This window comes from Bradyrhizobium neotropicale, from assembly GCF_001641695.1.
GTDB lineage: Bacteria > Pseudomonadota > Alphaproteobacteria > Rhizobiales > Xanthobacteraceae > Bradyrhizobium > Bradyrhizobium neotropicale.
Genome location: NZ_LSEF01000061.1, coordinates 1 through 20,183 on the forward strand (window position 1 = coordinate 1; position 20,183 = coordinate 20,183).

26 protein-coding genes are annotated in these 20,183 nt (G+C 64.0%); 11 read left to right on the forward strand and 15 right to left on the reverse strand.

Translation table 11 applies throughout. The features are described from left to right. Positions 1-8: 8 nt before the first annotated feature. The 3 genes from AXW67_RS20160 to AXW67_RS20170 all read right to left on the reverse strand — a co-directional run bounded on the left by AXW67_RS20160 (position 9) and on the right by AXW67_RS20170 (position 2,261). Positions 9-1,376, reverse strand: coding sequence for an IS30 family transposase (locus tag AXW67_RS20160; protein ID WP_201723621.1), 1,368 nt, complete (start codon positions 1,374-1,376; stop codon positions 9-11). Between the two features lie 224 nt (positions 1,377-1,600). Further along, complete coding sequence (locus AXW67_RS20165) at positions 1,601-1,999, reverse strand: hypothetical protein (protein ID WP_063679259.1); 399 nt, start codon at positions 1,997-1,999, stop codon at positions 1,601-1,603. 31 nt (positions 2,000-2,030) lie between these two features. After that, a complete protein-coding gene (locus tag AXW67_RS20170) occupies positions 2,031-2,261 on the reverse strand; it encodes a hypothetical protein (protein ID WP_201723696.1) in 231 nt (76 codons plus the stop codon). Positions 2,262-2,362: 101 nt separating this feature from the next. On the opposite strand from AXW67_RS20170, the gene AXW67_RS20175 reads away from it, so the two are divergent. Beyond that, positions 2,363-3,184 carry a helix-turn-helix domain-containing protein gene (locus AXW67_RS20175; protein WP_063679261.1) on the forward strand — a complete coding sequence of 274 codons (822 nt, stop codon included), beginning with the start codon at positions 2,363-2,365 and terminating at the stop codon, positions 3,182-3,184. A gap of 82 nt (positions 3,185-3,266) precedes the next feature. Further along, the gene (locus AXW67_RS20180) at positions 3,267-3,932 is read left to right on the forward strand and encodes a DsbA family oxidoreductase (protein ID WP_063679262.1); all 666 of its coding nucleotides are present in this window, start codon (positions 3,267-3,269) and stop codon (positions 3,930-3,932) included. A 91-nt stretch (positions 3,933-4,023) separates the two neighbouring features. Here AXW67_RS20180 and AXW67_RS20185 read toward each other — a convergent pair whose 3' ends face one another. From AXW67_RS20185 to AXW67_RS20195, 3 genes are all read right to left on the reverse strand, one after another. Next, entirely contained in the window at positions 4,024-4,407 is a 384-nt protein-coding gene (locus AXW67_RS20185) for a universal stress protein (RefSeq protein ID WP_063679263.1), read from the reverse strand. Between the two features lie 428 nt (positions 4,408-4,835). After that, positions 4,836-5,288, reverse strand: a complete 453-nt coding sequence (locus AXW67_RS20190) for a universal stress protein (RefSeq protein ID WP_063679390.1) — start codon at positions 5,286-5,288, stop codon at positions 4,836-4,838. Positions 5,289-5,495: 207 nt separating this feature from the next. Beyond that, complete coding sequence (locus AXW67_RS20195; protein ID WP_063679264.1) at positions 5,496-6,683, reverse strand: GNAT family N-acetyltransferase; 1,188 nt, start codon at positions 6,681-6,683, stop codon at positions 5,496-5,498. Between the two features lie 191 nt (positions 6,684-6,874). Here AXW67_RS20195 and AXW67_RS20200 point away from each other — a divergent pair, with 191 nt between their 5' ends. Then, the gene (locus AXW67_RS20200; protein ID WP_063679391.1) at positions 6,875-7,303 is read left to right on the forward strand and encodes a YeeE/YedE family protein; all 429 of its coding nucleotides are present in this window, start codon (positions 6,875-6,877) and stop codon (positions 7,301-7,303) included. A 5-nt stretch (positions 7,304-7,308) separates the two neighbouring features. Continuing rightward, complete coding sequence (locus AXW67_RS20205) at positions 7,309-7,776, forward strand: DUF6691 family protein (RefSeq protein WP_063679265.1); 468 nt, start codon at positions 7,309-7,311, stop codon at positions 7,774-7,776. 52 nt (positions 7,777-7,828) lie between these two features. Here the strand turns inward: AXW67_RS20205 and AXW67_RS20210 are convergent, their stop codons facing one another. The 4 genes from AXW67_RS20210 to AXW67_RS20225 all read right to left on the reverse strand — a co-directional run bounded on the left by AXW67_RS20210 (position 7,829) and on the right by AXW67_RS20225 (position 9,834). Then, entirely contained in the window at positions 7,829-8,155 is a 327-nt protein-coding gene (locus AXW67_RS20210; protein ID WP_063679392.1) for a hypothetical protein, read from the reverse strand. Between the two features lie 113 nt (positions 8,156-8,268). Then, the gene (locus AXW67_RS20215) at positions 8,269-8,739 is read right to left on the reverse strand and encodes a PaaI family thioesterase (protein ID WP_063679266.1); all 471 of its coding nucleotides are present in this window, start codon (positions 8,737-8,739) and stop codon (positions 8,269-8,271) included. Positions 8,740-8,749: 10 nt separating this feature from the next. Next, a complete protein-coding gene (locus AXW67_RS20220) occupies positions 8,750-9,331 on the reverse strand; it encodes a bifunctional transcriptional activator/DNA repair enzyme AdaA (protein WP_027552607.1) in 582 nt (193 codons plus the stop codon). A gap of 98 nt (positions 9,332-9,429) precedes the next feature. Then, positions 9,430-9,834, reverse strand: a complete 405-nt coding sequence (locus AXW67_RS20225) for a hypothetical protein (RefSeq protein ID WP_063679267.1) — start codon at positions 9,832-9,834, stop codon at positions 9,430-9,432. Positions 9,835-9,985: 151 nt separating this feature from the next. Here AXW67_RS20225 and AXW67_RS20230 point away from each other — a divergent pair, with 151 nt between their 5' ends. Then, complete coding sequence (locus tag AXW67_RS20230; RefSeq protein WP_063679268.1) at positions 9,986-10,219, forward strand: hypothetical protein; 234 nt, start codon at positions 9,986-9,988, stop codon at positions 10,217-10,219. Between the two features lie 383 nt (positions 10,220-10,602). On the opposite strand, the gene AXW67_RS20235 is transcribed toward AXW67_RS20230, so the two are convergent. Then, the gene (locus AXW67_RS20235) at positions 10,603-10,845 is read right to left on the reverse strand and encodes a PilZ domain-containing protein (protein WP_063679269.1); all 243 of its coding nucleotides are present in this window, start codon (positions 10,843-10,845) and stop codon (positions 10,603-10,605) included. A gap of 184 nt (positions 10,846-11,029) precedes the next feature. Between AXW67_RS20235 and AXW67_RS20240 the strand changes: the two genes are divergently transcribed. After that, complete coding sequence (locus AXW67_RS20240) at positions 11,030-11,323, forward strand: HdeA/HdeB family chaperone (protein WP_027552603.1); 294 nt, start codon at positions 11,030-11,032, stop codon at positions 11,321-11,323. A gap of 132 nt (positions 11,324-11,455) precedes the next feature. Here the strand turns inward: AXW67_RS20240 and AXW67_RS20245 are convergent, their stop codons facing one another. Continuing rightward, a complete protein-coding gene (locus tag AXW67_RS20245) occupies positions 11,456-11,920 on the reverse strand; it encodes a PaaI family thioesterase (RefSeq protein ID WP_063679270.1) in 465 nt (154 codons plus the stop codon). A gap of 387 nt (positions 11,921-12,307) precedes the next feature. On the opposite strand from AXW67_RS20245, the gene AXW67_RS20250 reads away from it, so the two are divergent. Together AXW67_RS20250 and AXW67_RS20255 are read left to right on the forward strand one after the other, a co-directional pair. Further along, positions 12,308-12,601, forward strand: coding sequence for a hypothetical protein (locus tag AXW67_RS20250; RefSeq protein WP_027552601.1), 294 nt, complete (start codon positions 12,308-12,310; stop codon positions 12,599-12,601). 106 nt (positions 12,602-12,707) lie between these two features. Continuing rightward, on the forward strand, positions 12,708-12,962 hold the full coding sequence (locus AXW67_RS20255) for a hypothetical protein (protein WP_063679271.1): 255 nt from the start codon (positions 12,708-12,710) through the stop codon (positions 12,960-12,962). Positions 12,963-12,992: 30 nt separating this feature from the next. Here the strand turns inward: AXW67_RS20255 and AXW67_RS20260 are convergent, their stop codons facing one another. Beyond that, positions 12,993-13,226: a DUF6894 family protein gene (locus tag AXW67_RS20260; RefSeq protein ID WP_063679272.1), complete on the reverse strand. Its 234-nt coding sequence runs from the start codon at positions 13,224-13,226 to the stop codon at positions 12,993-12,995. Between the two features lie 175 nt (positions 13,227-13,401). Next, the gene (locus AXW67_RS20265; protein ID WP_063679273.1) at positions 13,402-13,590 is read right to left on the reverse strand and encodes a hypothetical protein; all 189 of its coding nucleotides are present in this window, start codon (positions 13,588-13,590) and stop codon (positions 13,402-13,404) included. Positions 13,591-13,976: 386 nt separating this feature from the next. On the opposite strand from AXW67_RS20265, the gene AXW67_RS20270 reads away from it, so the two are divergent. The 3 genes from AXW67_RS20270 (at position 13,977) to recA (ending at position 17,103) form a co-directional block, all read left to right on the forward strand. Next, positions 13,977-14,204 (forward strand): DUF2798 domain-containing protein, encoded by a 228-nt coding sequence (locus AXW67_RS20270; protein ID WP_063679274.1) that lies wholly within the window; start codon positions 13,977-13,979, stop codon positions 14,202-14,204. 1,016 nt (positions 14,205-15,220) lie between these two features. Continuing rightward, positions 15,221-15,460, forward strand: coding sequence for a hypothetical protein (locus tag AXW67_RS20275; protein ID WP_063679275.1), 240 nt, complete (start codon positions 15,221-15,223; stop codon positions 15,458-15,460). A 554-nt stretch (positions 15,461-16,014) separates the two neighbouring features. Further along, positions 16,015-17,103, forward strand: a complete 1,089-nt coding sequence (gene recA, locus AXW67_RS20280; protein ID WP_027552595.1) for a recombinase RecA — start codon at positions 16,015-16,017, stop codon at positions 17,101-17,103. Positions 17,104-17,300: 197 nt separating this feature from the next. Here recA and gcvP read toward each other — a convergent pair whose 3' ends face one another. Next, positions 17,301-20,168, reverse strand: a complete 2,868-nt coding sequence (gene gcvP / locus AXW67_RS20285) for an aminomethyl-transferring glycine dehydrogenase (protein WP_063679393.1) — start codon at positions 20,166-20,168, stop codon at positions 17,301-17,303. Positions 20,169-20,183 lie beyond the last annotated feature (15 nt).

Here is a 20,183-nt window from a genome sequence, read left to right on the forward strand (position 1 = left end):
GGGCGGATTCAACCGCTCGTCGCAACACTCCGTGTATCGCTCACTCGGAGCAATTCGTCGAGGGTTTCTGCCGGTGTTTTCCAGCCGAGGGTTTTGCGGGGCCTTGTGTTGAGTGCAAGAGCCACGGCCTCCAGATCATCGGCATCGTGCATGCTGAGATCCGTCCCCTTTGGAAAGTACTGGCGCAGCAACCCATTCGTGTTCTCGTTGGTGCCGCGCTGCCACGGGCTGTGAGGGTCGCAAAAGTAGACCTGCACGCCTGCATCGATCTTCAGACGCGCGTGCTGAGCCAGCTCAGCTCCTTGATCCCAGGTTAGAGACCGCCGCAGTCGCTCGGGCATGGTGAAGATTGCGCGGGTGATGGCGTCTCGCACCGCCTCAGCGCCATGTCCGGCGAGTGCAGGTCCATTCTTCACGCGAGCATCCTGTTCCTGACCGGTCATGCGCGGCAAATGCAGCAGAATGGTAAAACGGCTCGTGCGCTCCACCAAAGTGCCGATCGCGGAACTACCGAGGCCCATGATGAGGTCACCTTCCCAGTGACCCGGCACAGCTCGATCGGCAGCTTCCGCCGGACGTTGACTGATCATGATCTCGGAAGGAATGAAGCTTCTGCCTTTGCGGGCGCGCGCCCTCGGCATCCGCAAGGCCCGCCCAGTGCGCAAGCAGGCCGTCAGTTCACGGCGCAAAGCTCCTCGACCCTGCACATAAAGGGCCTGATAAATTGCCTCGTGACTGATGCGCATCGTCTCATCCTCGGGAAAGTCGAGCCGAAGTCGCCGAGAAATCTGTTCCGGGCTCCATGCCGTCGCCCAGCGTCGGTTTTGCCGATGCACCGCCCGGCGGCCCTTCCACACGACCTTCGGGCCAACGAGGAGCGCCCCGTCTGGCTTAGCGATCATACCGGCAAGCCTGTCCTGCACATAATCCCGCAGGGTCGGGTTGATTGCCAACTTCGCAAACTTGGGCCGTCGGGCGGACTGATCAGCATGCCATTGTGCCGTGGTCGCCCGGTACTCTGGAGCGCCATGGCGGCGCGCCACATTGCGACGGAGCTCACGGGAGATCGTGCATGGAGGCCGGCCGAGCTGACGAGCGATGGCTCGCACCCCATGCCCCTGCGCGCGCAAGATGGCAATCTCCTCACGTTCGGCGAACGACAGGTAGCGCTCCGACCGAGGTTTGGACGATCGCGACAAATGTGTTGGCGGCATACCGCCCGCCCTCCGGAACCAGCGTACTCCGACCGACGGCGACACCCCGGCCTCAACCGCAGCATCCCCGCTCGATCGCCCCAAGGCAATCGCAGTCCAGAACGGTCTATAATCTTCTCGTAGGACCTCTCGGGGACGATCTGTCCGCACACGCTTCTCCATCGCAACCTCTTTTGCTCGAGTGTTGCGACGAGCGGTTGAATCCGCCCAGTACGCCGCAGCTTCTCCGTATCCCTTCACTGTCTCTGGAATACTGGGTCGCCCGGGCCCCGGCTCCGCCGGGCCACGGGGGTGCTCGGCCGCCGAAGCTTTAGCGAAGGCGGCAAGCCGGGCGACGACTGGCAGTGGTGAGCGGCCGGGCCACGACTGCGACTTGTCGCGTGGGCTCATGCCGTCACCGCACTCCCGCTCTTGCGCAATCCCAGATATTGCAGCTCGGCGAACACGCCGGTTGCGATCGCCTGCGCAACGACCATGAACTCGCCGGCAAGGTTCGGCGACACTGCGCCGGAAAACAGCAGCGCGATGCTGGCGACCGTCCAGGCCGCATTGCCGATCACGACGAGGAGGACGAGCGCCTTCGGCAACGAGGCGCGCGAGGCGAGCCAGCCGACCAGCGCGGTGTAGACGATCAGGAACAGGCCGGTTTCGCGCAGCAGCACTTCGGGCAGGTTGAACAGCGCTGCGAACGCGCCGGCGCCGAAGGTGAAGCCGAGGGCGGCGATGCCGCTGAAGACAGCATCGGCCAGGAGCGCGCGGCGCAGGAATGTGGATGCGAAGATCATCGTGGTTCTCCTTTGTTGCTTCGGGAGTGGATCAGTGCAATCCGCGCCACCAGGCACGGAGCAGGCGGGCGAGACGGAACGGGCAGAGGCTCCTGCCGACGCTGTGCTCGAAGGCGACGACTTGCGCGACGACATAGTGGCCGGTCGAATGCACCAGCGGCTCCGGCATGTTGAGGCCGCGCGCCAGCATCCGGGTCGCGAACGTCACAGCCCAGGGGAGAAGGTGGTCTGCGAGGGTGCGGTAGAGCAGCAGCGCGATCATGGTCATCTCCTGTTGCGACGGAAGATGCGCCGGCCCGAGATCCAATTCGATTACCTGGCGGGTAATGGAAGGGGTGAAACCGGCGTGCTAGGTTTTCGACCATGAACGCACATGCATCCTCGGCACGCGCCGAACGAAGCCAGCCGATCCATATCGGCGATCACTTGCGCGACTGGCGGCAGCGTCGCCGCATGAGCCAGCTCGATCTCGCGGGTGAGGCCGAGATCTCGGCGCGGCATTTGAGCTTCGTCGAGACCGGCCGTGCCGCGCCCTCGCGCGAGATGGTGCTCAAGCTCGCCGAGCGTCTCGACGTGCCCTTGCGCGAACGCAACGTACTGCTGGTCTCGGCTGGCTACGCGCCGGCCTTTCCGCAGCGCCCGCTGGAGGATCCCGCCTTGAAATCAGCCCGCCAGGCGATCGACCTCGTGCTCAAAGCGCATGAACCCAATCCCGCACTCGCGGTGGACCGGCACTGGAACCTGGTCTCCGCCAACCGCATGGTGGCGCCGCTGCTCGACGGCATTCCGCAGCGGCTGCTCGGCCAGCCTTTCAACGTGCTGCGGCTCGCCTTTCACCCGGAGGCGCTGGCGCCGCGCACAGTCAATCTCGCCGAATGGTGCGGGCATCTTCTGGAGCGGCTGCACCGGCAATGCGAGGCCACCGCCGATCCCGAATTGATCAAGCTGTACAACGACCTCAAGAGCTATCCGATCCCGGCGCGCGCGGGGCCACTGTCGAGCGACAATGTCGCGATCCCCTTCAAGCTGCGGCACGAGGGCGAGATACTAAGTTTCTTCTCCACCACCATGGTGTTCGGCACGCCGGTCGACATCACCCTGTCGGAGCTGGCGCTGGAGACTTTCTTTCCGGCCGATGAGCGCACCGCCGAGAAGCTGAAGCAGATGGCGGCAGCCATGTCGTAGCGCCCTTGCCTCGGGGCAGGTTCGGCCTATCTTTGGGCGAACTCTTAAATGCCCGAAGGAGGCGCCCATGAGCACGTCTGATATGAGCACGCTGAAACCGCTCCAGATCGACGTCGTCTCCGACGTGGTGTGCCCCTGGTGCTATATCGGCAAGCACCGGATCGAGAGCGCGCTCGCGCTCGTTCCGGACGTGCCGGTCAAGCTCACCTTCCGTCCGTTCTTCCTCAATCCCTGGGTGCCGCGCGAGGGCATCAGCCGCGAGGACTATCTCACCACCAAGTTCGGCTCGGTCGAGGCCTACAAGGGCATTGCCGGCCGCGTCGTCGCGGCCGCGAGCGAAGAGGGGCTCGTTTACCGGCCCGAGATGGTGGCGCGCCAGCCCAACACGATCGACTGCCATCGCCTGATCCTGTGGGCGGAGGCGATAGGCAGGGCGCCTGAGATGAAGCAGCGCCTGATGGAACTGTATTTCCGCGACGGCGGCGATCTCACCGACGTGAACGTCTTGGTGCAGGCAGCGGCCGATGTCGGGCTCGACGCCGAAGACGTGCGGCGGCGCCTTGCCACCGACGAGGACGTGGCGCGCGTTTCTGCGGACGCGCAGGAAGCCGCCGACAAGGGCATCTCCGGCGTGCCGACCTACGTGTTCGCGCAGAAATACGCCGTCTCCGGCGCGCAGGATCCGAACCTGCTCGCACGCGCCATCCGCCAGGTGTCGGCGGAGATCAACGCGCAGGCGGTGGAGTAGTCGTCTGGAGATTGAGATTGTTGCACGAGGCGGAAGAGGGCGATCTCCATCTGCCGGCGCGTCGATTGGAGCCATCAGGCGGTCTGCGCATTTACCGACAAACCAGCACGGGCGTTTTCGCGTAGGTCATCACCTTGTTTGTCACGCTGCCGATGAGAAGCGTGGAAAGCCCGCTACGCCCGTGCCATGACATGACGATGAGATCGCAGGCCTTGTCCTCGGCCGCTGCGACGATGGCTTGATCGGGTGGCACGTTCTCCACTTGAATTGTCTCGCAGGAAACACCGGCCTTCCTGGCCGCAATTGCCGCGTGATCCAGCACGCTCGCATAGTCGCCTGTCACGGCAAGAAGCGGTTCCACGACGTAGATTAGAGATACCTTGGCTCCAACGGATTTCGCCAACGCCAACCCATGCGTCACCCCGCGTTCCGCCAGCTCCGACCCATCTGTCGGAATGAGGATATGCTGGTACATGCTTCACCTCCCGATTGTCTGGACGTAGCGCTGCCTTCCAAATGCAAGCTGGGCTGCGTTTCGGATACAGTCTTGAGACAGATCAATCTCTCGGTCAGTCGTGCCACAACCTGGATGCCGTTGGCACACGCGATGGAGAAAACGACCCGGAAGGTCGGGGAGACTTCCGGGCCGAGTGTTTCCTCCACTAAAGACCCCTCGTGCGGCGAGGAGGCCACGCTTCCGTGGAAACACCACGGTTCAGCAACCGCAGAATGCGCGCTGCTGCAAATATCTTTCTGGTAAGGCAGATTAACTCGCCGCAAGCTTCATCCGATTTAGGCTCGAAAGCCGTCACCCGCTACCGATGGCAGGCTGCGCTCCACGCCCCAAATCCGAAGAGCTCGTTGCGTTCAGGCGTCCCGCGCGAAGCCAGCGCACAGTGCCTGCTATCGCACGACCAACACCGGCACGCTTCCGTCCGCCAGGACCTCCGATGTTTGACTCCCCAACAATAGCTTCCTGAACCCGCGACGCCCATGAGAGGCCATGACGATCAAGTCGCAGCCTCTGGACTTTGCGGTTGCGATGATCGTGGTGGCTGGGTGCGCATTCGGAACATGCAAGAGTTCTGCAGTTATCCCGATCTGCTGCGCCATGGCTCGAGCTTCATCGAGCACTTTGCCCGCACGTTCCTTGCAGGCTGCGTCAAAGCGATCAAACTCTTCCGCCGAGGGAATCCACCCCGCGGCATGTCCGTTCCCATAGTAGACCGGCAGCGGTTCAGTTACGGTGATGACTGTCACTTTAGCGTTCAGGGCTTTCGCTAAAGCAATCCCATGCTCAACGCCTATCTTCGCGACATCCGATCCATCCGTGCTCAAGAGAATGTTGGCGTACATGCGGGGGCTCCCTTGCTCGTCGAACAAAAGTGGATCCTTGCCTATAGTGATCCGATAGTCGCCGTCCGTCTACGGGCCAATCTCGAAGCTCATTCGTGGACCAACGAGCGTCAGTGCAAGTCCACTGTTGCGCCGCTGTTGGCGGGCAAGCGGACATCAGGGAGCCTGAGCCAGGCGCCCCGATTTGTGAGTGCACGGCCTTGTCAGCTAGGTTGCCGGACGATTTGCCCGTCTTATTGAATGGACTACGCGCCGCGCCGCCTCGTAGGCGGCACCGTGCGCCAACAGCGCCGCGTGAATGAGCGCCACGACCGGATCGTTTCGCCGGAGCGGAATCAGCACGTCGCCGATCGCGAAGCGGCCGCGCCAGATCGGGTTGATCATGGGATGGTCGGCGTTCGCGGTGGAATCGGCGCTCGCAATGGCGGGATCAGTGCAGAGGTGGCGGGTGAGCTCGACGGCGAGTTGCACGCCCGGAGAATATTTCGCAAAGCGCTCGTCGATGCCGAGCTTGAAGAAGAAGGCGCGGTCCTGATGGCGCAGCACGATGCCGGCGGCGATCGGCGTCAAGCCGGCGCGCAGGCTGACGACCTCGCATTGCGCGGTCTCCGCGAGCGCCGGCACGGCGCGGCGGATGAATGTCGCATCGCCCTCATTCTGAACGAGTGCAGTGCCGCGCTTGCCCTTCCAGCCGCTGGCTTCGAGTTGCAGGAAGGTCTCGAGCGCCGGCCTGATCTCGTCCACCCCGCGCGCCACCTCGAACACGACGGGGCCGTGCCCTTCGAGACGATGGCGCTGGCGCCGCAGCTCCTTGAGCTTTTTCGTGCCGAGCGCCTCTTGCAGCAGCTTTTCGCCGTCCTGGGTCGCATTGAGGCTGGCACGGACGTAGGAGCTCAGCACGCGCGGCTTCAGATCGGTCCGGCCGAGAGCTTCCTTCAGCGATGTCATTGCCGCGCCGTCGAGTGCGACGTCGCGCAGGATCAGCGCGTGCGCGCCGGCCTCGCGCGCTTGCTGCAGCAAACGTGCGGCAGCCTCGTTTGCGCAGTCGCGGTCGATCAGCGGGCTGCACAGCGTGCCATAGGGATGGGCGCTCACCAGCGCGGGCAGGGGAATCTTCCACGCGCGCCAGAGCGAAGTGACCGGCATCAGCCCGATCAGCCGCGTCGACGACGCATCGAATGCGCGCAAGGCCAGCGCGCCGGTGCGGCCCTGCGCCGTCGCGCTGACGGCGAGTTCCCAGGCAGGCAAATAGTAGCCATTCGGTTCGATGGCGCATTGCGCGAGCGCGCGCCATTGGCCGGGTTCGATCGCGGTGAGCGGGACCGGCGCGCGGGCCGGCACGGCGTCATTTGCAGATGCCGGATTGATCGCAGCCTGGTGCGCGATGTCGACCACGTCCCGTCGTTCCCCGTTCACGCGGGCAAAGCCGCGTCACGCGGACATGCTTAGCGCAAAGATTGGAAAATACCGTTGGGACGCCGCGTCAATTCGAGTGGTATTGTTAACGTCTCATTGAGCATCGCGGCGGCGAGCCGCTGGATGCTGCGATGAATGCGCAAAGAGTGCTTTCGATCCGGAGGATCAAAATGATCGCCACGCCTTTTACACCGATTGCTTCGCTCCTGGGCGGGGCGTTGATCGGTCTGGCCGCCGTGCTCTTGATGTGGGCAAGGGGACGGATCGCAGGCGTCAGCGGCATCGCGGCGCGGCTGTTACCGCCTTACGAGGACCGCGAGTTCGCAGGGAGGCTCGCCTTCATAGCAGGCCTGATTGCCGTACCGGTGTTGGTGCGGCTTGCCACCGGCAGCCTGCCGGCGCAGACGATTGCAGCAGGAACGCCGGTCCTGATTGTCGCCGGATTGCTCACGGGCTTCGGCTCGGTGTGGGGCAGCGGCTGCACGTCCGGCCACGGCGTCTGCGGCCTGTCGCGGCTCTCGGTGCGCTCGCTGGTCGCGACCATCACCTTCATGGCGGCGGGCATGGCCACCGTTTTCGTGATGCGGCACTGGAGCTGACGACGATGGCTATTCTCATCCAATTTGCGATCGGTCTGATCTTCGGTCTCGGCCTCATCGTCTCCGGCATGTCGAACCCGGCAAAGGTGCTGAACTTCCTCGATGTCGGCGGCATTCCTGCTGGGACGTGGGACGCGAGCCTCGCTTTCGTGATGGCCGGCGCCGTGGCCGTGACCTTCATCGGCTTCAACCGCGTCTTGAAACTCGCGCGGCCTTTCTTCGCCGAACGCTTCTACGTTCCGACGCGAACGGATATCGATGCGAGAATTGTCGCCGGTCCCGCCATCTTCGGCATCGGCTGGGGGCTGGCTGGCTTCTGTCCAGGGCCGGCGCTGACTGCGCTCGGATTTGGCTCGGCCTCCGCCTTCATCTTCGTTGCCGCGATGTTTGCCGGCATGGTGCTGGCCCGCTTCATCGCTCAGTTGCCGTCGTCGGCACGCTTCGTCACGCCGGCCGATCCGCTCGAGACCTGACGTGGGCGGGACCGGGCCGCATTCTTGCCCGGTCCCTCAAGTCAAGGAGCGATCAATAGCGATCGGCGCCGACGCCCACGCTGACGCCGGGCGCGCGGATGCCGACGCCGGCGCGCGGGCCGTCATCCCAGTCGCGATAGGTGCGTCGCTCGTAATAGCGGTCGCGCGGCATTCTGGCATAGGAGTCGCCCACGATCACGCGCGCGCCACGATGGGTGCGATAGCAACGGCCGGCGTCGTCGCAGACGAGTCGAACTTGCTGAACGAGATCGGGACTGGCATATTCGCTGGTCGTGTAGAAGTCAGCGGCCTTTGCGCCGCCTGCTGCGGCCAGGGCTCCGACGCCCGCCAGCAGCGCGATCGTGAACGTCCTCATCATCTTCTCCTGCGGTACTGCCCTCGGCGGTAACAAGAAGAGGAGGCGGTGTTCGTTCCGGGCGGCATTCATGTTTTTCCCGGAACCGGACCGTGCGACGATTGGTTCCCGCGATTTCAGGCAGAGAAGATCAGGCACGTCGTCGTGCCGTGGGCCAGCAACCGGCCCTTGGCGTCCGTTACGCGCCCATCGGCCGTTCCGATGCGACGGCCGCAATTCAAGACCTTGCCCTCGGCCCGGATCAGGCCGGTCTCCGGCGTGATGGGCCGCACCAGCGAAATCTTGAATTCAAGCGTCGTCTGGCTGATTCCCTTGTCGAGAGTCGACTGAATGGCGAGCCCCATGCAACTGTCGAGCAGGGTGGCCGTGAGGCCGCCGTGGACGGTGCCGGCAGGGTTGAGGTGCGCGGGCGTCGGCACGAGCGCGACGACGACGCGACCGTTCTCGGCCTCCACCACGTCATAGCCAAGCGTCTGCGCGATGGTGTTGAGAGGCAAGGTTCTCCCCGCAAGGCCTTGCACGAACTCGAGGCCGCTCATCTGCTTCTGTTGTTCGGGACTGACCGTCCCGTAGATCCTGGTGGTCATGCGATCTCCCTCAACCATTTTCGAGCTTTGACGTTCTGACCGCTCTGCGGAATGCCGAAGGTGGACGACCGTAAAGGCGCGTAAAGGCCGTGCACATGCGTCGCGTGCTGGAAAAGCCGGATCGGTCGGCAACCGTGGCAATGGGAAGATCGGTTGCATCGATGAGGCGCTTGGCGCGCTGGATTCGGAGCGACAGCGCCACCTGCAGCGGAGATGCATCGAGATGGCGCGCGAACAGGCGCGCCAGATGGCGCGGACCAACGCCGAGCCGTTCGGCCAGCCGGTCCACGCTGCTCCGGTCAAGCTCACCGTTCTCGATCAGCCTCAACGCGCGTTCGACGGTTGTCCTGGTGCCGTTCCACGCAGGGCAGAACGGCGCCGTTTCGGGACGGCATCTGAGGCAGGGCCGGAAGCCGGCGTGCTCGGCGGCGGCCGCGCTACGATAGAAGGTCACATTGCGAGCGAGCGGCGTGCGCGCCGGACACACCGGGCGGCAATAGATCCCGGTCGTCTTGACCGCGACGAACATGACGCCGTCCAGCGCGGCGTCGCGGCGGCGAAGGGCTTCATATCGTCCATCGAAGTCGAGCATGGAGCCGCTATAGCGGCCGCATTTTCGCGATGCGAGTCCGGTCTGGTGACCATGTCCGAAAACGTCCGATGGGCGGCGAGCCGCTCCCTCGACAGTCGCTAGATCGGCTCGTAGGTTTCCGACCCACAGATATCGTCTGGCTCGGCGCGGCGCCGGTCGACGACCTTTCCGCCGGTGATCGTCACGATGTAGGTCTGGATGCCCAGCGCAGTACCGGTCGCCGAGGTGAGCTGCGCGCGGACGCAAGCCGTCCAGCCCGGTCCACGCACCTCATGATGGGGCGCGGCGACGTGAATCTCGCGCGGATAGGACGTCGTGAGGAAGACCACGTCGATCTGTTCGCGCACCACGCGCTTGACGTCCGGGGGCGGCTCGGGCGGTGGCTGCTCGGCCTCCTTGATGCGCATGAACTCGGGCACAGGCGCGCGGCTGTCGGCAAAGCCGCACGCACCGAGCGCCAGCGCGGCAGCAAGCAGCGCCACATGAGCAACAATCCGAAACATCCGCGAAGTCCCCCGCGGGCAAACAGATAGGCACGAATGCGACCCGGCGAAGTCCCCGCCGATCAACATTTGCTGAAGGGGGATGGGAAACAGGATTTGCTATTACGGGATTGCGGGCTAGTTTGTATCCCGGACGAGGGGGATTGCATCCATGAGAATCATGGTCATTGCGGCTGCGGTGCTGGTACTGACGGCCGCCTCGGCGCAGGCTCAGATGGGCGGCGGCCGGCACCAGCCCGGCAATGATGCCCCCAAGGCGGACAATAAACCGAAGGTCGACGAGAAGGCCTACAAGGCTGCCCTTGAGCGGATTCCCGAGCCCAAGGAAAAGTACGATCCGTGGGGCGGGGCGCGCCCGAGCGATCCCGCGAAGAAATCGAAGTGAAAAGAGGCGAGGGCTGAGACACGCCCGCCACCCGCCCCCTGGGTGGCTGCGAACGTGGTGAGGAGCGCCGCCTTGCAGCGTGTCTCCCGGACGTTGCTCGGCATCCCCTGGAGAACCTTGAGGCCGAGCAGCGGATCACGCCCGGCAACGTCCGCAATCTCGTCCGGGCCTTTGAACTCGCGCCGATGATGTTGTGGTGACGACGGTGGGATCCGATCGCGACATTGGCATGACATGGCGCCGAGAGCGTCGGATCAAATCGTCGCCGGCCGTTGGCCGCGACGTCGCGACCGGTCCTGCGTGAACGACGCCACACGGATGTGCCGGAGTTGCATGATCGCGTGTTGTGTATGTGATGCGAACAGGCGTTCACATTGCGTGCGCTATTGCACGAAGGCAATGCCGATGCGCGTGTCGTTGCGCCATACCGTGCGGCAATTTCGCACGAAATTGTCGCGCGTGATGGACAGCGTGAACGATGGCGGCAGCATGACAGAGCCATCCAGATCGATCGCCGCGCCGCCGTCCGACATATTTCGCACCGTGCACGCGACTCCGCTGCTTTCAAAGGTGATCGTACCGCCCTTGAAAACCCGGTGACGCTGCGCTGCACGCTTCTCGATCATCGTGTCGATCCATGGTGACGATTGTGAAGTAGTGCATAGAAATTACGTTGAAATGAATTCAATACTGGCGCTACTTGCACAGCGCTTCAGACTTCGTTTACGAAACTGAAGCGGGGACGTTCCTTCCGCTGACTTTTCCCTCAAAGCCGTTCCTTTATGGCGCCGCGCGCCGATGGAGATACTGATGAAGACCACGCTTTCGATCCTGTTCGTCGCAGCTCTCTCGCTGTCGTCCGTCCCCGCCCACGCCACCAAATTCGATCTCTCGACCATGAGCTGCAAGCAATTCCTCGAAAGCGGCGATGACACCATCAAGCTGGTGCTGACCTGGATGGACGGCTGGTACAAGGGCGACGAGGACAACGCGATCATCGACACCGACGTGTTCGTCGAGAACGCCAAGCAGTTCGGCTCCTACTGCGGAAAAAATCCGAACGTGAGCATCGTCACCGCGGCCGACGAAGTGCTCGGCAAGTAAGGTCCCAAGGTAACGCTCAAGCGCGATCGGAATCGCGCTTCATGTCCTGCGGCATGATCGACGTCTCTGCATGATCAACGACGGGAGCCGCGACGCGCCTTGCGCGCGCGGCTCCCACCTTGTCGATTATGCTCACTCCGGCAGCATCGCGAACGCGCTCGAGACCATCGCCACCGGCTTGTTGTCGGTGGCGGAGAGCAGCGTGACGCGGCCGAAACTCATGGTGCGCCCGAGCCGCACGACGCGCGCGTCCGCCAGCACGTCGGAGGAGGCGACCGGGCGCATGAAATGCGTGGTCTGGTCGACGGTGGTCATCGGCCGGTAGCCGCGATTGGCGGCGAGAATGGCGATCACCATCGCGGTATCGGCGAGCGCCATCAGGGCCTGGCCGCAGACCACGCCGCCATGCCGGCACAGGCGTTCCGAAAAAGCCATGCGCAGGGTTGCGCCCGGTTGCCAGTCCGGCAGATCCTGCGGCGCGACGTGGTCGATGCGCTCGACGGAAAGACCGAGATCCTGAACCCATGGTGCAAAGACCTCGCCGAGCACGCGTCTGGCCTCGTCGATGCCGAATGCCGGTTCTGACTGCGATTGCATTGCTGTCGTTTCCTCGTCCGTTGCCGGTTGTTTCGGTCATTCTGCCCGCATTGGCGCGGCAAAGTCACCCGGTCTGGCGGGCGTCCGTCGGCTTGAAAATGCCCGACTTCACCTTCTAAAATGCGGCCCTTGGCAGTGGGTGGACGATGTTGCGTCGATTTGTCTTGGTGTTTTGCCTGGCCGCGCTCGGCCTTGCTCTGAACGGGTGCACCAAATGCGGCCCGATCTGGGACGATTGGCTGCATTCGCCGAAATCGTGCAGGTCGGGCTGATGGGGCGTGTGGCCTGCGCGGCGCCCAGAACCGTGATAAGGGGCCGTAACGAGGCTGCGACAAGGATGACGAGCGCGCGGTGATCCGCCCTCTGTCGATGATCAAGGAGTGACTGATGAAGCTTTTCCGTATGGCGGCGGTTCTGGCCGTGCTCGCGGGGCCGGCCTATGCGCAAGCGCCCCATATCAACCTGCTGCAGGATGGCCCCGGCAAGACCGACGATGAGAAGGCCGCGGAAGCCGAGCGCGAGCGCGCCTACAAGGACACCCTGAAGAAGATTCCGGACGCCAAGACGTCGAGCGATCCCTGGGGCGGCATGCGCTCCGATCCGCCGAAGCAGGCTGCGCCGAAGGCCTCGGCCGCGACCACGACCAAGAAGCCCAAGGCCGGCACCGCCGCGGCCAACTGACCGGACCCGGCCGGGGCTGCCTCCATAAGGCGGCCCCAGGCGGGACTCCCCCTTCGCCAGCCTCTTCCTACATCTTTCGGAAAGTGCTGAGTTGAGGAGGTGAGACATGGCCGATCGTCCGCGGGATCTCGCCGAGCGGATGGCGCGCCGGCGCAGGGCGGGCGTCGGATCGGCGGCGCGGCCGGGCGACGGCTATCTGCGCGAGACCTTCACCCTGCCGCGCGCGGCGGCACGCGCGAAGGCACAGGCCTTCTTCGCCCGCTACCCCAAGGCCGGCTATATGAGCGAAGTCGAGACTTGGCGCGAGCTGCCCAGCGGCGACATCGAATTCACCATGCGGCGGCTGCCCAGCGCCGACTAGGGCATGGCGATTCGCGATTTGGCGTCGAGCCTAATCGAGGGATTCCGCGACGATGCGGATGCGGAACACCGGCTCCTTGGATTCATCCAGGAGCTCCATGTGCCACTCGGAATTTTCGCTGAGTTTGCGGGCGATGCCCGACGCCATGTCGGCGCAGACGCTGGTCATCTCCTTCCAGGCCGCATTGCGATCGGCAAATTCCGTCGCCTGGTCCGCACAGCCGGAATAACGACCGTTCCGGATTCGAAAGAAATATTGCGGCATGGCTGACACCGATCGCGTAAGGCCGCGCCCCCGGGCCATGGCGGTCAGTGCAATCCCAAACCGCCGGCAGATCAATTCCGGGCCTTTACGGAATACGTGCGCGCAGGGTGGCCCGAACCCGCCACCCCGGAGCGCCCGCAGGCGCCTGCATAACGCTGCTCTCGGTCCGTCCGGCTCAGGCCGTCTTGCGCGCGATCGCCTTCAACTCCCGGTCGATGCGCAGCTGCGCGCGCCTGATCGCCAGAAGATCGATCTTCGTCTCGGTCTTGCCGGTCTTGATCTGGTCGCCGATCCGGAATTGCCACTGCCAGACACCCGGATTAGCCGTCTTGGCGACAGTGAACTCGACGCCCCTGTGATTCATGGCCGACCTCCACGATTCACCGTCCATCACGGCTAAACATGTTGGCGGTCGGAGTATTCCGCGGACGCGTCAAAATTTGCCGTCAAGCCATGGACAATTCACGGCAATCTTGAAAGCGCGCGCTCCGTAAGACAGGATGACTGACACAGGAACTCTGTTCATGGCCGGAGAACCACGGGCTATTTGATTGAGATTCGGAGAAAATTAGCCATATCGGCGCAGGTTTCCGCGCCGGCCGCTCTTCCTCCTCCGGCTCTGTGAGCACGTTGCTGAAGTAGCCACTGCGGAGTCGCGGGGGCCTCGCGGGGCTGCACGGCGCACTTTCGAGCGACCCGCGGCACGTGCCTTGCTTCGCCTGATGGCGGCACTCAGCAAAGGCGCGCATCATGCTCGGCATTCCCCGACGCCACAGTCATTTCGTCTTCGGCGTCATCCAGTCCGGTCTCACCTCGCTGATCGCGGCGGGCATTGCCGGCTTTCCGGCCGCGGGGACGTTTCTGTTCGTCCAGCACTGGCTGGCCTCGTGGCTGATCGCCTGGCTCGCGATGCTGCCCATCGTGTTGCTGGCGGCGCCCGCGATCCGGTCGTTCTCGCTGCGGCTGACGCGGGAGTAAGGGGAGCCGGTGTTTTGGCCACAGTGGGACGAAAAAAGCCCCGCCAGGGGAGAGCCAGGCGGGGCAAAGGTTATTGGAGGCTGAGGTGCTGGGCTGCAACACCATAGCCACTTGACCCTAGCTGGCTCAGCTTACGGCAGCCTGACAGGCCGACGTGCGAATCAGGATGTGGCCGCTGCATCACCGCCAGCGGACCGCAAACAGAAAACCCCGCTCGGGTGGAGCGGGGTTGACTGGGTATGGAGTGCCCGGTGTTGGTCCACCGGGCGGGACCACGCTAGAAGACTCGGCTTACAGACGCCTTACAGCTAGCGCGAAGCATCGCGCGTGCCGCATACCGCCTCGCGCCCGTCCCAATTTGGACACCCGATTGCACAACTAGGGACACACAAGTCGGTGACATTCCGATCGTTCGGCAAAGCCATGGGGGAAACGTGGCGTGCCGACAACGGGGTGGCATCATGGATAACGTAGAGCGGTCTTTCGCCGCCGCGACGGCGGCTGGCTTTGTGGTGCTGGTTCTCGGCATCATTCTGTTGGCGCTGATGTAGGACCAGCAAGTGCGGCTTGGGGCGCGATGGCGACATCATCGGCAAGCGAGGCGTGGCGTGGCTCGCCGGATCGAAGACATTCCGGTGGCTGGACGGACGAATCAAAGAGGCGACCAACTGAGGCGCGCTTGGCTCGATAAACTTGCCGGCTAGTCGTCCCAGAAATGGCCGCACTTGCTGCATTCGAACAGACGCACCGTCTTGCCTGTCGCTACATCCATGAGTGAACTCTTGAGACGAGCGGCACTGGCGCAGGTCGGGCATCGTTGCCCTCGGTCCTGCGTAGCTTGGGCTGGCAATTGCTGCCGCTCCTTGTCGTCCACACTCATCGCCTCTGTTGAGGACTTAAGTGCATAAGCGCGCTTTCGTTCCGCGATGAAGGTGACAATAACCTTAAGTTGCTAAAATGTTAATCACGTTCTCTGGGCGAGTGTTTGAGGCATCGGCTTTCTGGATGGAGACCCCATGACCGGTCTCGATTCGCCGCAGCCAGAGCCACCTGCCAGGTCGTCCGGCTGCGGGCTGATTGTCGCGGTGGTGCTCTTCATCGCTTTTGGCCTGATCTGCCTTCTCGTGACCTATCTGGCGCACTCGATCGCAAAAAGTTCAGACGGCGATGTGCTCATGGCGATAGCGGTGGGCTGCTGGACGGCTTGGCTGGTCTTCCTGGGCCTGATCGTGCGCGCTCTGCGGAAGAGGGGCTAGGCCGTCACCCTACTCTGCATGGGGTTGTTTTCCGCATTTTGCGAGAGGGCGAGGAGGCCACTAACTGAAGCCGCCTCATTCGAGGCGGGTCCTGACACCCACTGAATTGAATCAGGACACCAATAAAAACGCCGCCTGCTTAAATGAACGCAGGCGGCGGCTTTCCAGCCCCGAGAGGGAATGCAAAATCCCGGTAAGAATGGGTCTGCATGGACCGTGCCAAGGTTCATTGGCCCGCCAAGGACGCGGCGCCGACCGTCGCGATGACCGGAATCATCGCTGTCACAGTCCGGAATCCGGCGATTGGCTCGGCCTAGTCGATCTACCTAAAGCTTAGTCCATTCGGGCGAGGAACGCCTTGCGGCACATCGCGAACAAATTGGGACACGGCCAAATTCACTTTGGGACACTGAGGGTTAAAGAGGGACAGTACCCAAGTGCGCAAAAGAACATATTGCGAACATGGAACAGATGGGGTACATTGCTCCCATCGCCGACCTGCTTCGCCAATCGTTTGTCCATCTCGCGAATCCCCGCCATAAGGAGCACGACCAATGTCCGCTACTGCCCTGCGTATCGTCGAAGGATCTTCCATGGACAAGAGTAAAGCCCTGGCCGCCGCGCTGTCCCAGATCGAGCGCCAGTTCGGCAAGGGCTCGGTGATGAGACTCGGCAAGAGCGACCGTTCGATGGACATCGAGGCGGTGTCCTCCGGCTCGCTCGGGCTCGATATCGCGCTCGGCATCGGCGGCCTGCCCAAGGGGCGGATCGTCGAGATCTACGGGCCGGAATCCTCGGGCAAGACGACGCTGGCGCTGCATACGGTCGCGGAAGCGCAGAAGAAGGGCGGCATCTGCGCCTTCATCGACGCCGAGCACGCGCTCGACCCGGTCTATGCCCGCAAGCTCGGCGTCAACATCGACGAGCTCCTGATCTCCCAGCCCGACACCGGCGAGCAGGCGCTGGAAATCTGCGACACGCTGGTGCGTTCGGGCGCGGTGGACGTGCTGGTGGTCGATTCGGTTGCGGCGCTGGTGCCGAAGGCCGAGCTCGAGGGCGAGATGGGGGACGCGCTGCCGGGTCTCCAGGCCCGTCTGATGAGCCAGGCGCTGCGCAAGCTGACGGCTTCCATCAACAAGTCCAACACCATGGTGATCTTCATCAACCAGATCCGCATGAAGATCGGCGTGATGTACGGTTCGCCGGAAACCACGACCGGCGGCAACGCGCTGAAATTCTACGCCTCCGTCCGCCTCGACATCCGCCGCATCGGCGCGATCAAGGAGCGTGACGAGGTCGTCGGCAACACCACGCGCGTGAAGGTGGTGAAGAACAAGCTGGCGCCGCCCTTCAAGCAGGTCGAATTCGACATCATGTACGGCGAGGGCGTCTCCAAGATGGGCGAGATCCTCGACCTCGGCGTCAAGGCCGGCATCGTCGAGAAGTCCGGCGCTTGGTTCTCCTATGACAGCCAGCGCCTCGGCCAGGGCCGCGAGAACGCGAAAGCGTTCCTGAAGGCCAATCCCGACATCACCGCGAAGATCGAGACCTCGATCCGCCAGAACTCGGGTCTGATCGCCGAGCAGATTTTGGCCGGCGCCCCGGAGCGTGACGCCGACGGCGAGGAGCCGACGGAGGAGTAAGCTTCAACAGGTAGAGTTTTCGCGAGGAGCAGGCGCTGAGGACGTTGAGTTGCCGACGTCTTCGGCGCCCGTTTCGTTTTGGACGGATCGCAAATGATCCGCAGGATGAGTTGAGTGAAAACGCAACCCATCGCCTTGTTCAGCGTCGAAGACTGTGGCGATGGGTTTTGCTTCGCTCAACCCATCCGACGAATCCCTCACTCCGCCGCCTGCGCGTAGTCGCTCACCGGCGGGCAGGAGCACACGAGGTTACGATCGCCATAGACGTTGTCGACGCGTCCGACCGGGGACCAGTATTTGTCGGTGCGCGAGGTGCTGGCCGGGAAGCAGCCTTCCGCGCGGGTGTAGGCGCGGGCCCAGTTGTCGTCGGCGATGTCGTGCACGGTGTGCGGCGCGTTGCGCAAGGGCGAGGCCTCGATCTTGAAGCGGCCGGCCTCGACCTCGGCGATCTCCTTGCGGATTGCGATCATCGCGTCGCAGAAGCGGTCCAGCTCCGCCTTCGATTCCGACTCGGTCGGTTCGATCATCAAGGTGCCCGGCACGGGGAAGCTCATGGTCGGGGCGTGGAAGCCATAGTCGATCAGGCGTTTTGCGATGTCGTCGACGGTGACGCCGCTCGTCGTCTTGAGCGGCCGCGGGTCGACGATGCATTCATGAGCGACGCGTCCCCTCGCGTTCTTGTAGAGCACCGGGAAGTGCGGCTCGAGCTTTGCTGCGACGTAGTTGGCGTTGAGGATCGCGATCTCGGTCGCGCGCATCAGACCTTCGCCGCCCATCATCAGGATGTAGATGTAGGAGATGGTCAGGATCGACGCCGAGCCGAACGGCGCGGCCGAGACCGGGCCGACCGGCGCGTCGGCATGGGTCGCGGGATGGTCCGGCAGGAACGGGGCGAGATGTGCTCTCACGCCGATCGGGCCCATGCCCGGGCCGCCGCCGCCATGCGGGATGCAGAAAGTCTTGTGCAAATTGAGATGGCTGACATCGGCGCCGTAGTCGCCGGGCCTGGACAGGCCGACCTGCGCGTTCAGGTTGGCGCCGTCGAGATAGACCTGGCCGCCATGGCCGTGGACGATGTCGCAGATCTCGCGGATGTGCTCCTCGAACACGCCATGCGTCGAGGGGTAGGTGATCATCACTGCGGCGAGGTCGTTCGAATGCACTTGCGCCTTGGCGCGGAGATCATTGACGTCGACGTCGCCGTTCTTCTCGCAGGCAACCACCACGACGTCCATGCCGACCATCGCGGCGGAGGCCGGGTTTGTGCCGTGGGCGGAGGAGGGGATCAGGCAGACCTTGCGGTGGCTTTCACCGCGCGAGGCATGATAGCCGCGGATCGCGAGCAGGCCGGCATATTCTCCTTGCGCGCCCGAATTCGGCTGCAGCGAGATCGCGTCATAGCCGGTGATGTCGCACAGCCATTTTTCCAGCCGCGCGAACAGCGCGTGATAGCCCTTGGCCTGCTCGCGCGGCGCGAAGGGATGCAAGGACCCGAACTCCGGCCAGGTCAGCGGCATCATCTCGGTGGTCGCATTCAGCTTCATGGTGCAGGATCCCAGCGGGATCATCGCGCGGTCGAGTGCGAGGTCGCGATCGCTGAGCTTGCGCATGTAGCGCAGCATCTCGGTTTCCGAGCGATGCGCGTGGAACACCGGATGGGTGAGGAAGCCGGTCGCGCGCTTCAAGGCATCCGGCAGCGCTTCTCGCGTCGCCGCGTCGATCTCGGCATAGGACAAGCTGCCGCCGAAAGCGCGCCAGACTGCTTCGACCGTCGCAGGCGTCGTGGTCTCGTCCAACGCGATGCGCAGGCCTGCACCGCCGAGGCCGAGATTGATCTTCTCGCCGACGGCGCGCGCGACGATCGCCTCGCGCTGCGCGCCGGCATCCACTGTCACCGTGTCAAAAAAGCTTTCCGACTGCGGCGCGAAGCCGAGCTTGCGCAGGCCGGCGGCCAGCACGGCGGTGCGGCGATGCACGGTGCGCGCGATCTGCGTCAAGCCTTCGGGGCCGTGATAAACCGCATACATCGACGCGATCACGGCGAGCAGCACCTGCGCGGTGCAGATGTTGGAGGTCGCCTTCTCGCGGCGGATATGCTGCTCGCGGGTCTGCAGCGCGAGGCGATAGGCGGGCGCGCCGCGGGAGTCGACGGAGAGGCCGACGATGCGGCCGGGCAGCGAGCGCTTCAGCGCATCGCGCACCGCCATGTAAGCGGCGTGCGGTCCACCATAGCCCATCGGCACGCCAAAGCGCTGCGCCGAGCCGATCGCGATGTCGGCCCCCAACTCGCCGGGCGAGGCGAGAAGCGTCAGCGCCAGCAGATCGGCGGCAACGATCGCGAGTGCGCCTTTGGCGCGCAGTGTCGCAATCGCGGGCCGCAGATCGCGCACCGCACCCGAAGAGCCCGGATATTGCAGCAGCGCGCCGAGCACGTCTGCCTTGTCGAGATCAGCGAGGGGATCGCCGACGATCAGATTCCAGCCCAGGGGCTCTGCGCGGGTGCGCATCACTGCGAGGGTCTGCGGATGCACGTCCCTGTCGACGAAGAAGGCTTTCGCCTTCACCTGCGAGTGCCGCTCGGCGAGCGCCATCGCCTCGGCCGCGGCGGTTGCTTCGTCCAGCAGCGAGGCATTGGCGACATCGAGCCCGGTGAGGTCGCAGATCATGGTCTGGAAATTGAACAGCGCCTCCAGCCGGCCCTGGCTGATCTCGGGCTGATACGGCGTGTAGGCGGTGTACCAGGCCGGGTTCTCCAAAATGTTGCGCTGGATCACCGCGGGCAGGATCGTGCCGGAATAGCCTTGGCCGATCAGCGAGGTGAACACCTTGTTCTGAGCCGCGAGTTCGCCCATATGCGCGATCGCTTCGGTCTCGCTCAAGGGCTTGCCGAGATCGAGCGGGCTGGCCTGTCGGATCGAGGCGGGCAGCGTCTCCGCCATCAGCGCGTCGACGCTTTTTGCGCCGACGGCGTCCAGCATCGCGGCGACATCGCGCGCCGAGGGGCCGATATGGCGACGGACGAAGGTGGCGGCGGTCTCGCCGCTGGATTTGCGGTGCGCGGTCATCGCTTGCTCCATCGC

Bases quoted from the DNA above. Each gene is read 5' to 3' on its own strand.
- AXW67_RS20160 (WP_201723621.1), bottom strand. From the start codon at position 1,376: ATGGAGAAGCGTGTGCGGACAGATCGTCCCCGAGAGGTCCTACGAGAA.
- AXW67_RS20165 (WP_063679259.1), bottom strand. From the start codon at position 1,999: ATGATCTTCGCATCCACATTCCTGCGCCGCGCGCTCCTGGCCGATGCT.
- AXW67_RS20170 (WP_201723696.1), bottom strand. From the start codon at position 2,261: ATGATCGCGCTGCTGCTCTACCGCACCCTCGCAGACCACCTTCTCCCC.
- AXW67_RS20175 (WP_063679261.1), top strand. From the start codon at position 2,363: ATGAACGCACATGCATCCTCGGCACGCGCCGAACGAAGCCAGCCGATC.
- AXW67_RS20180 (WP_063679262.1), top strand. From the start codon at position 3,267: ATGAGCACGCTGAAACCGCTCCAGATCGACGTCGTCTCCGACGTGGTG.
- AXW67_RS20185 (WP_063679263.1), bottom strand. From the start codon at position 4,407: ATGTACCAGCATATCCTCATTCCGACAGATGGGTCGGAGCTGGCGGAA.
- AXW67_RS20190 (WP_063679390.1), bottom strand. From the start codon at position 5,288: ATGTACGCCAACATTCTCTTGAGCACGGATGGATCGGATGTCGCGAAG.
- AXW67_RS20200 (WP_063679391.1), top strand. From the start codon at position 6,875: ATGATCGCCACGCCTTTTACACCGATTGCTTCGCTCCTGGGCGGGGCG.
- AXW67_RS20205 (WP_063679265.1), top strand. From the start codon at position 7,309: ATGGCTATTCTCATCCAATTTGCGATCGGTCTGATCTTCGGTCTCGGC.
- AXW67_RS20210 (WP_063679392.1), bottom strand. From the start codon at position 8,155: ATGATGAGGACGTTCACGATCGCGCTGCTGGCGGGCGTCGGAGCCCTG.
- AXW67_RS20215 (WP_063679266.1), bottom strand. From the start codon at position 8,739: ATGACCACCAGGATCTACGGGACGGTCAGTCCCGAACAACAGAAGCAG.
- AXW67_RS20220 (WP_027552607.1), bottom strand. From the start codon at position 9,331: ATGCTCGACTTCGATGGACGATATGAAGCCCTTCGCCGCCGCGACGCC.
- AXW67_RS20225 (WP_063679267.1), bottom strand. From the start codon at position 9,834: ATGTTTCGGATTGTTGCTCATGTGGCGCTGCTTGCTGCCGCGCTGGCG.
- AXW67_RS20230 (WP_063679268.1), top strand. From the start codon at position 9,986: ATGAGAATCATGGTCATTGCGGCTGCGGTGCTGGTACTGACGGCCGCC.
- AXW67_RS20235 (WP_063679269.1), bottom strand. From the start codon at position 10,845: ATGATCGAGAAGCGTGCAGCGCAGCGTCACCGGGTTTTCAAGGGCGGT.
- AXW67_RS20240 (WP_027552603.1), top strand. From the start codon at position 11,030: ATGAAGACCACGCTTTCGATCCTGTTCGTCGCAGCTCTCTCGCTGTCG.
- AXW67_RS20245 (WP_063679270.1), bottom strand. From the start codon at position 11,920: ATGCAATCGCAGTCAGAACCGGCATTCGGCATCGACGAGGCCAGACGC.
- AXW67_RS20250 (WP_027552601.1), top strand. From the start codon at position 12,308: ATGAAGCTTTTCCGTATGGCGGCGGTTCTGGCCGTGCTCGCGGGGCCG.
- AXW67_RS20255 (WP_063679271.1), top strand. From the start codon at position 12,708: ATGGCCGATCGTCCGCGGGATCTCGCCGAGCGGATGGCGCGCCGGCGC.
- AXW67_RS20260 (WP_063679272.1), bottom strand. From the start codon at position 13,226: ATGCCGCAATATTTCTTTCGAATCCGGAACGGTCGTTATTCCGGCTGT.
- AXW67_RS20265 (WP_063679273.1), bottom strand. From the start codon at position 13,590: ATGAATCACAGGGGCGTCGAGTTCACTGTCGCCAAGACGGCTAATCCG.
- AXW67_RS20270 (WP_063679274.1), top strand. From the start codon at position 13,977: ATGCTCGGCATTCCCCGACGCCACAGTCATTTCGTCTTCGGCGTCATC.
- AXW67_RS20275 (WP_063679275.1), top strand. From the start codon at position 15,221: ATGACCGGTCTCGATTCGCCGCAGCCAGAGCCACCTGCCAGGTCGTCC.
- recA (WP_027552595.1), top strand. From the start codon at position 16,015: ATGTCCGCTACTGCCCTGCGTATCGTCGAAGGATCTTCCATGGACAAG.
- gcvP (WP_063679393.1), bottom strand. From the start codon at position 20,168: ATGACCGCGCACCGCAAATCCAGCGGCGAGACCGCCGCCACCTTCGTC.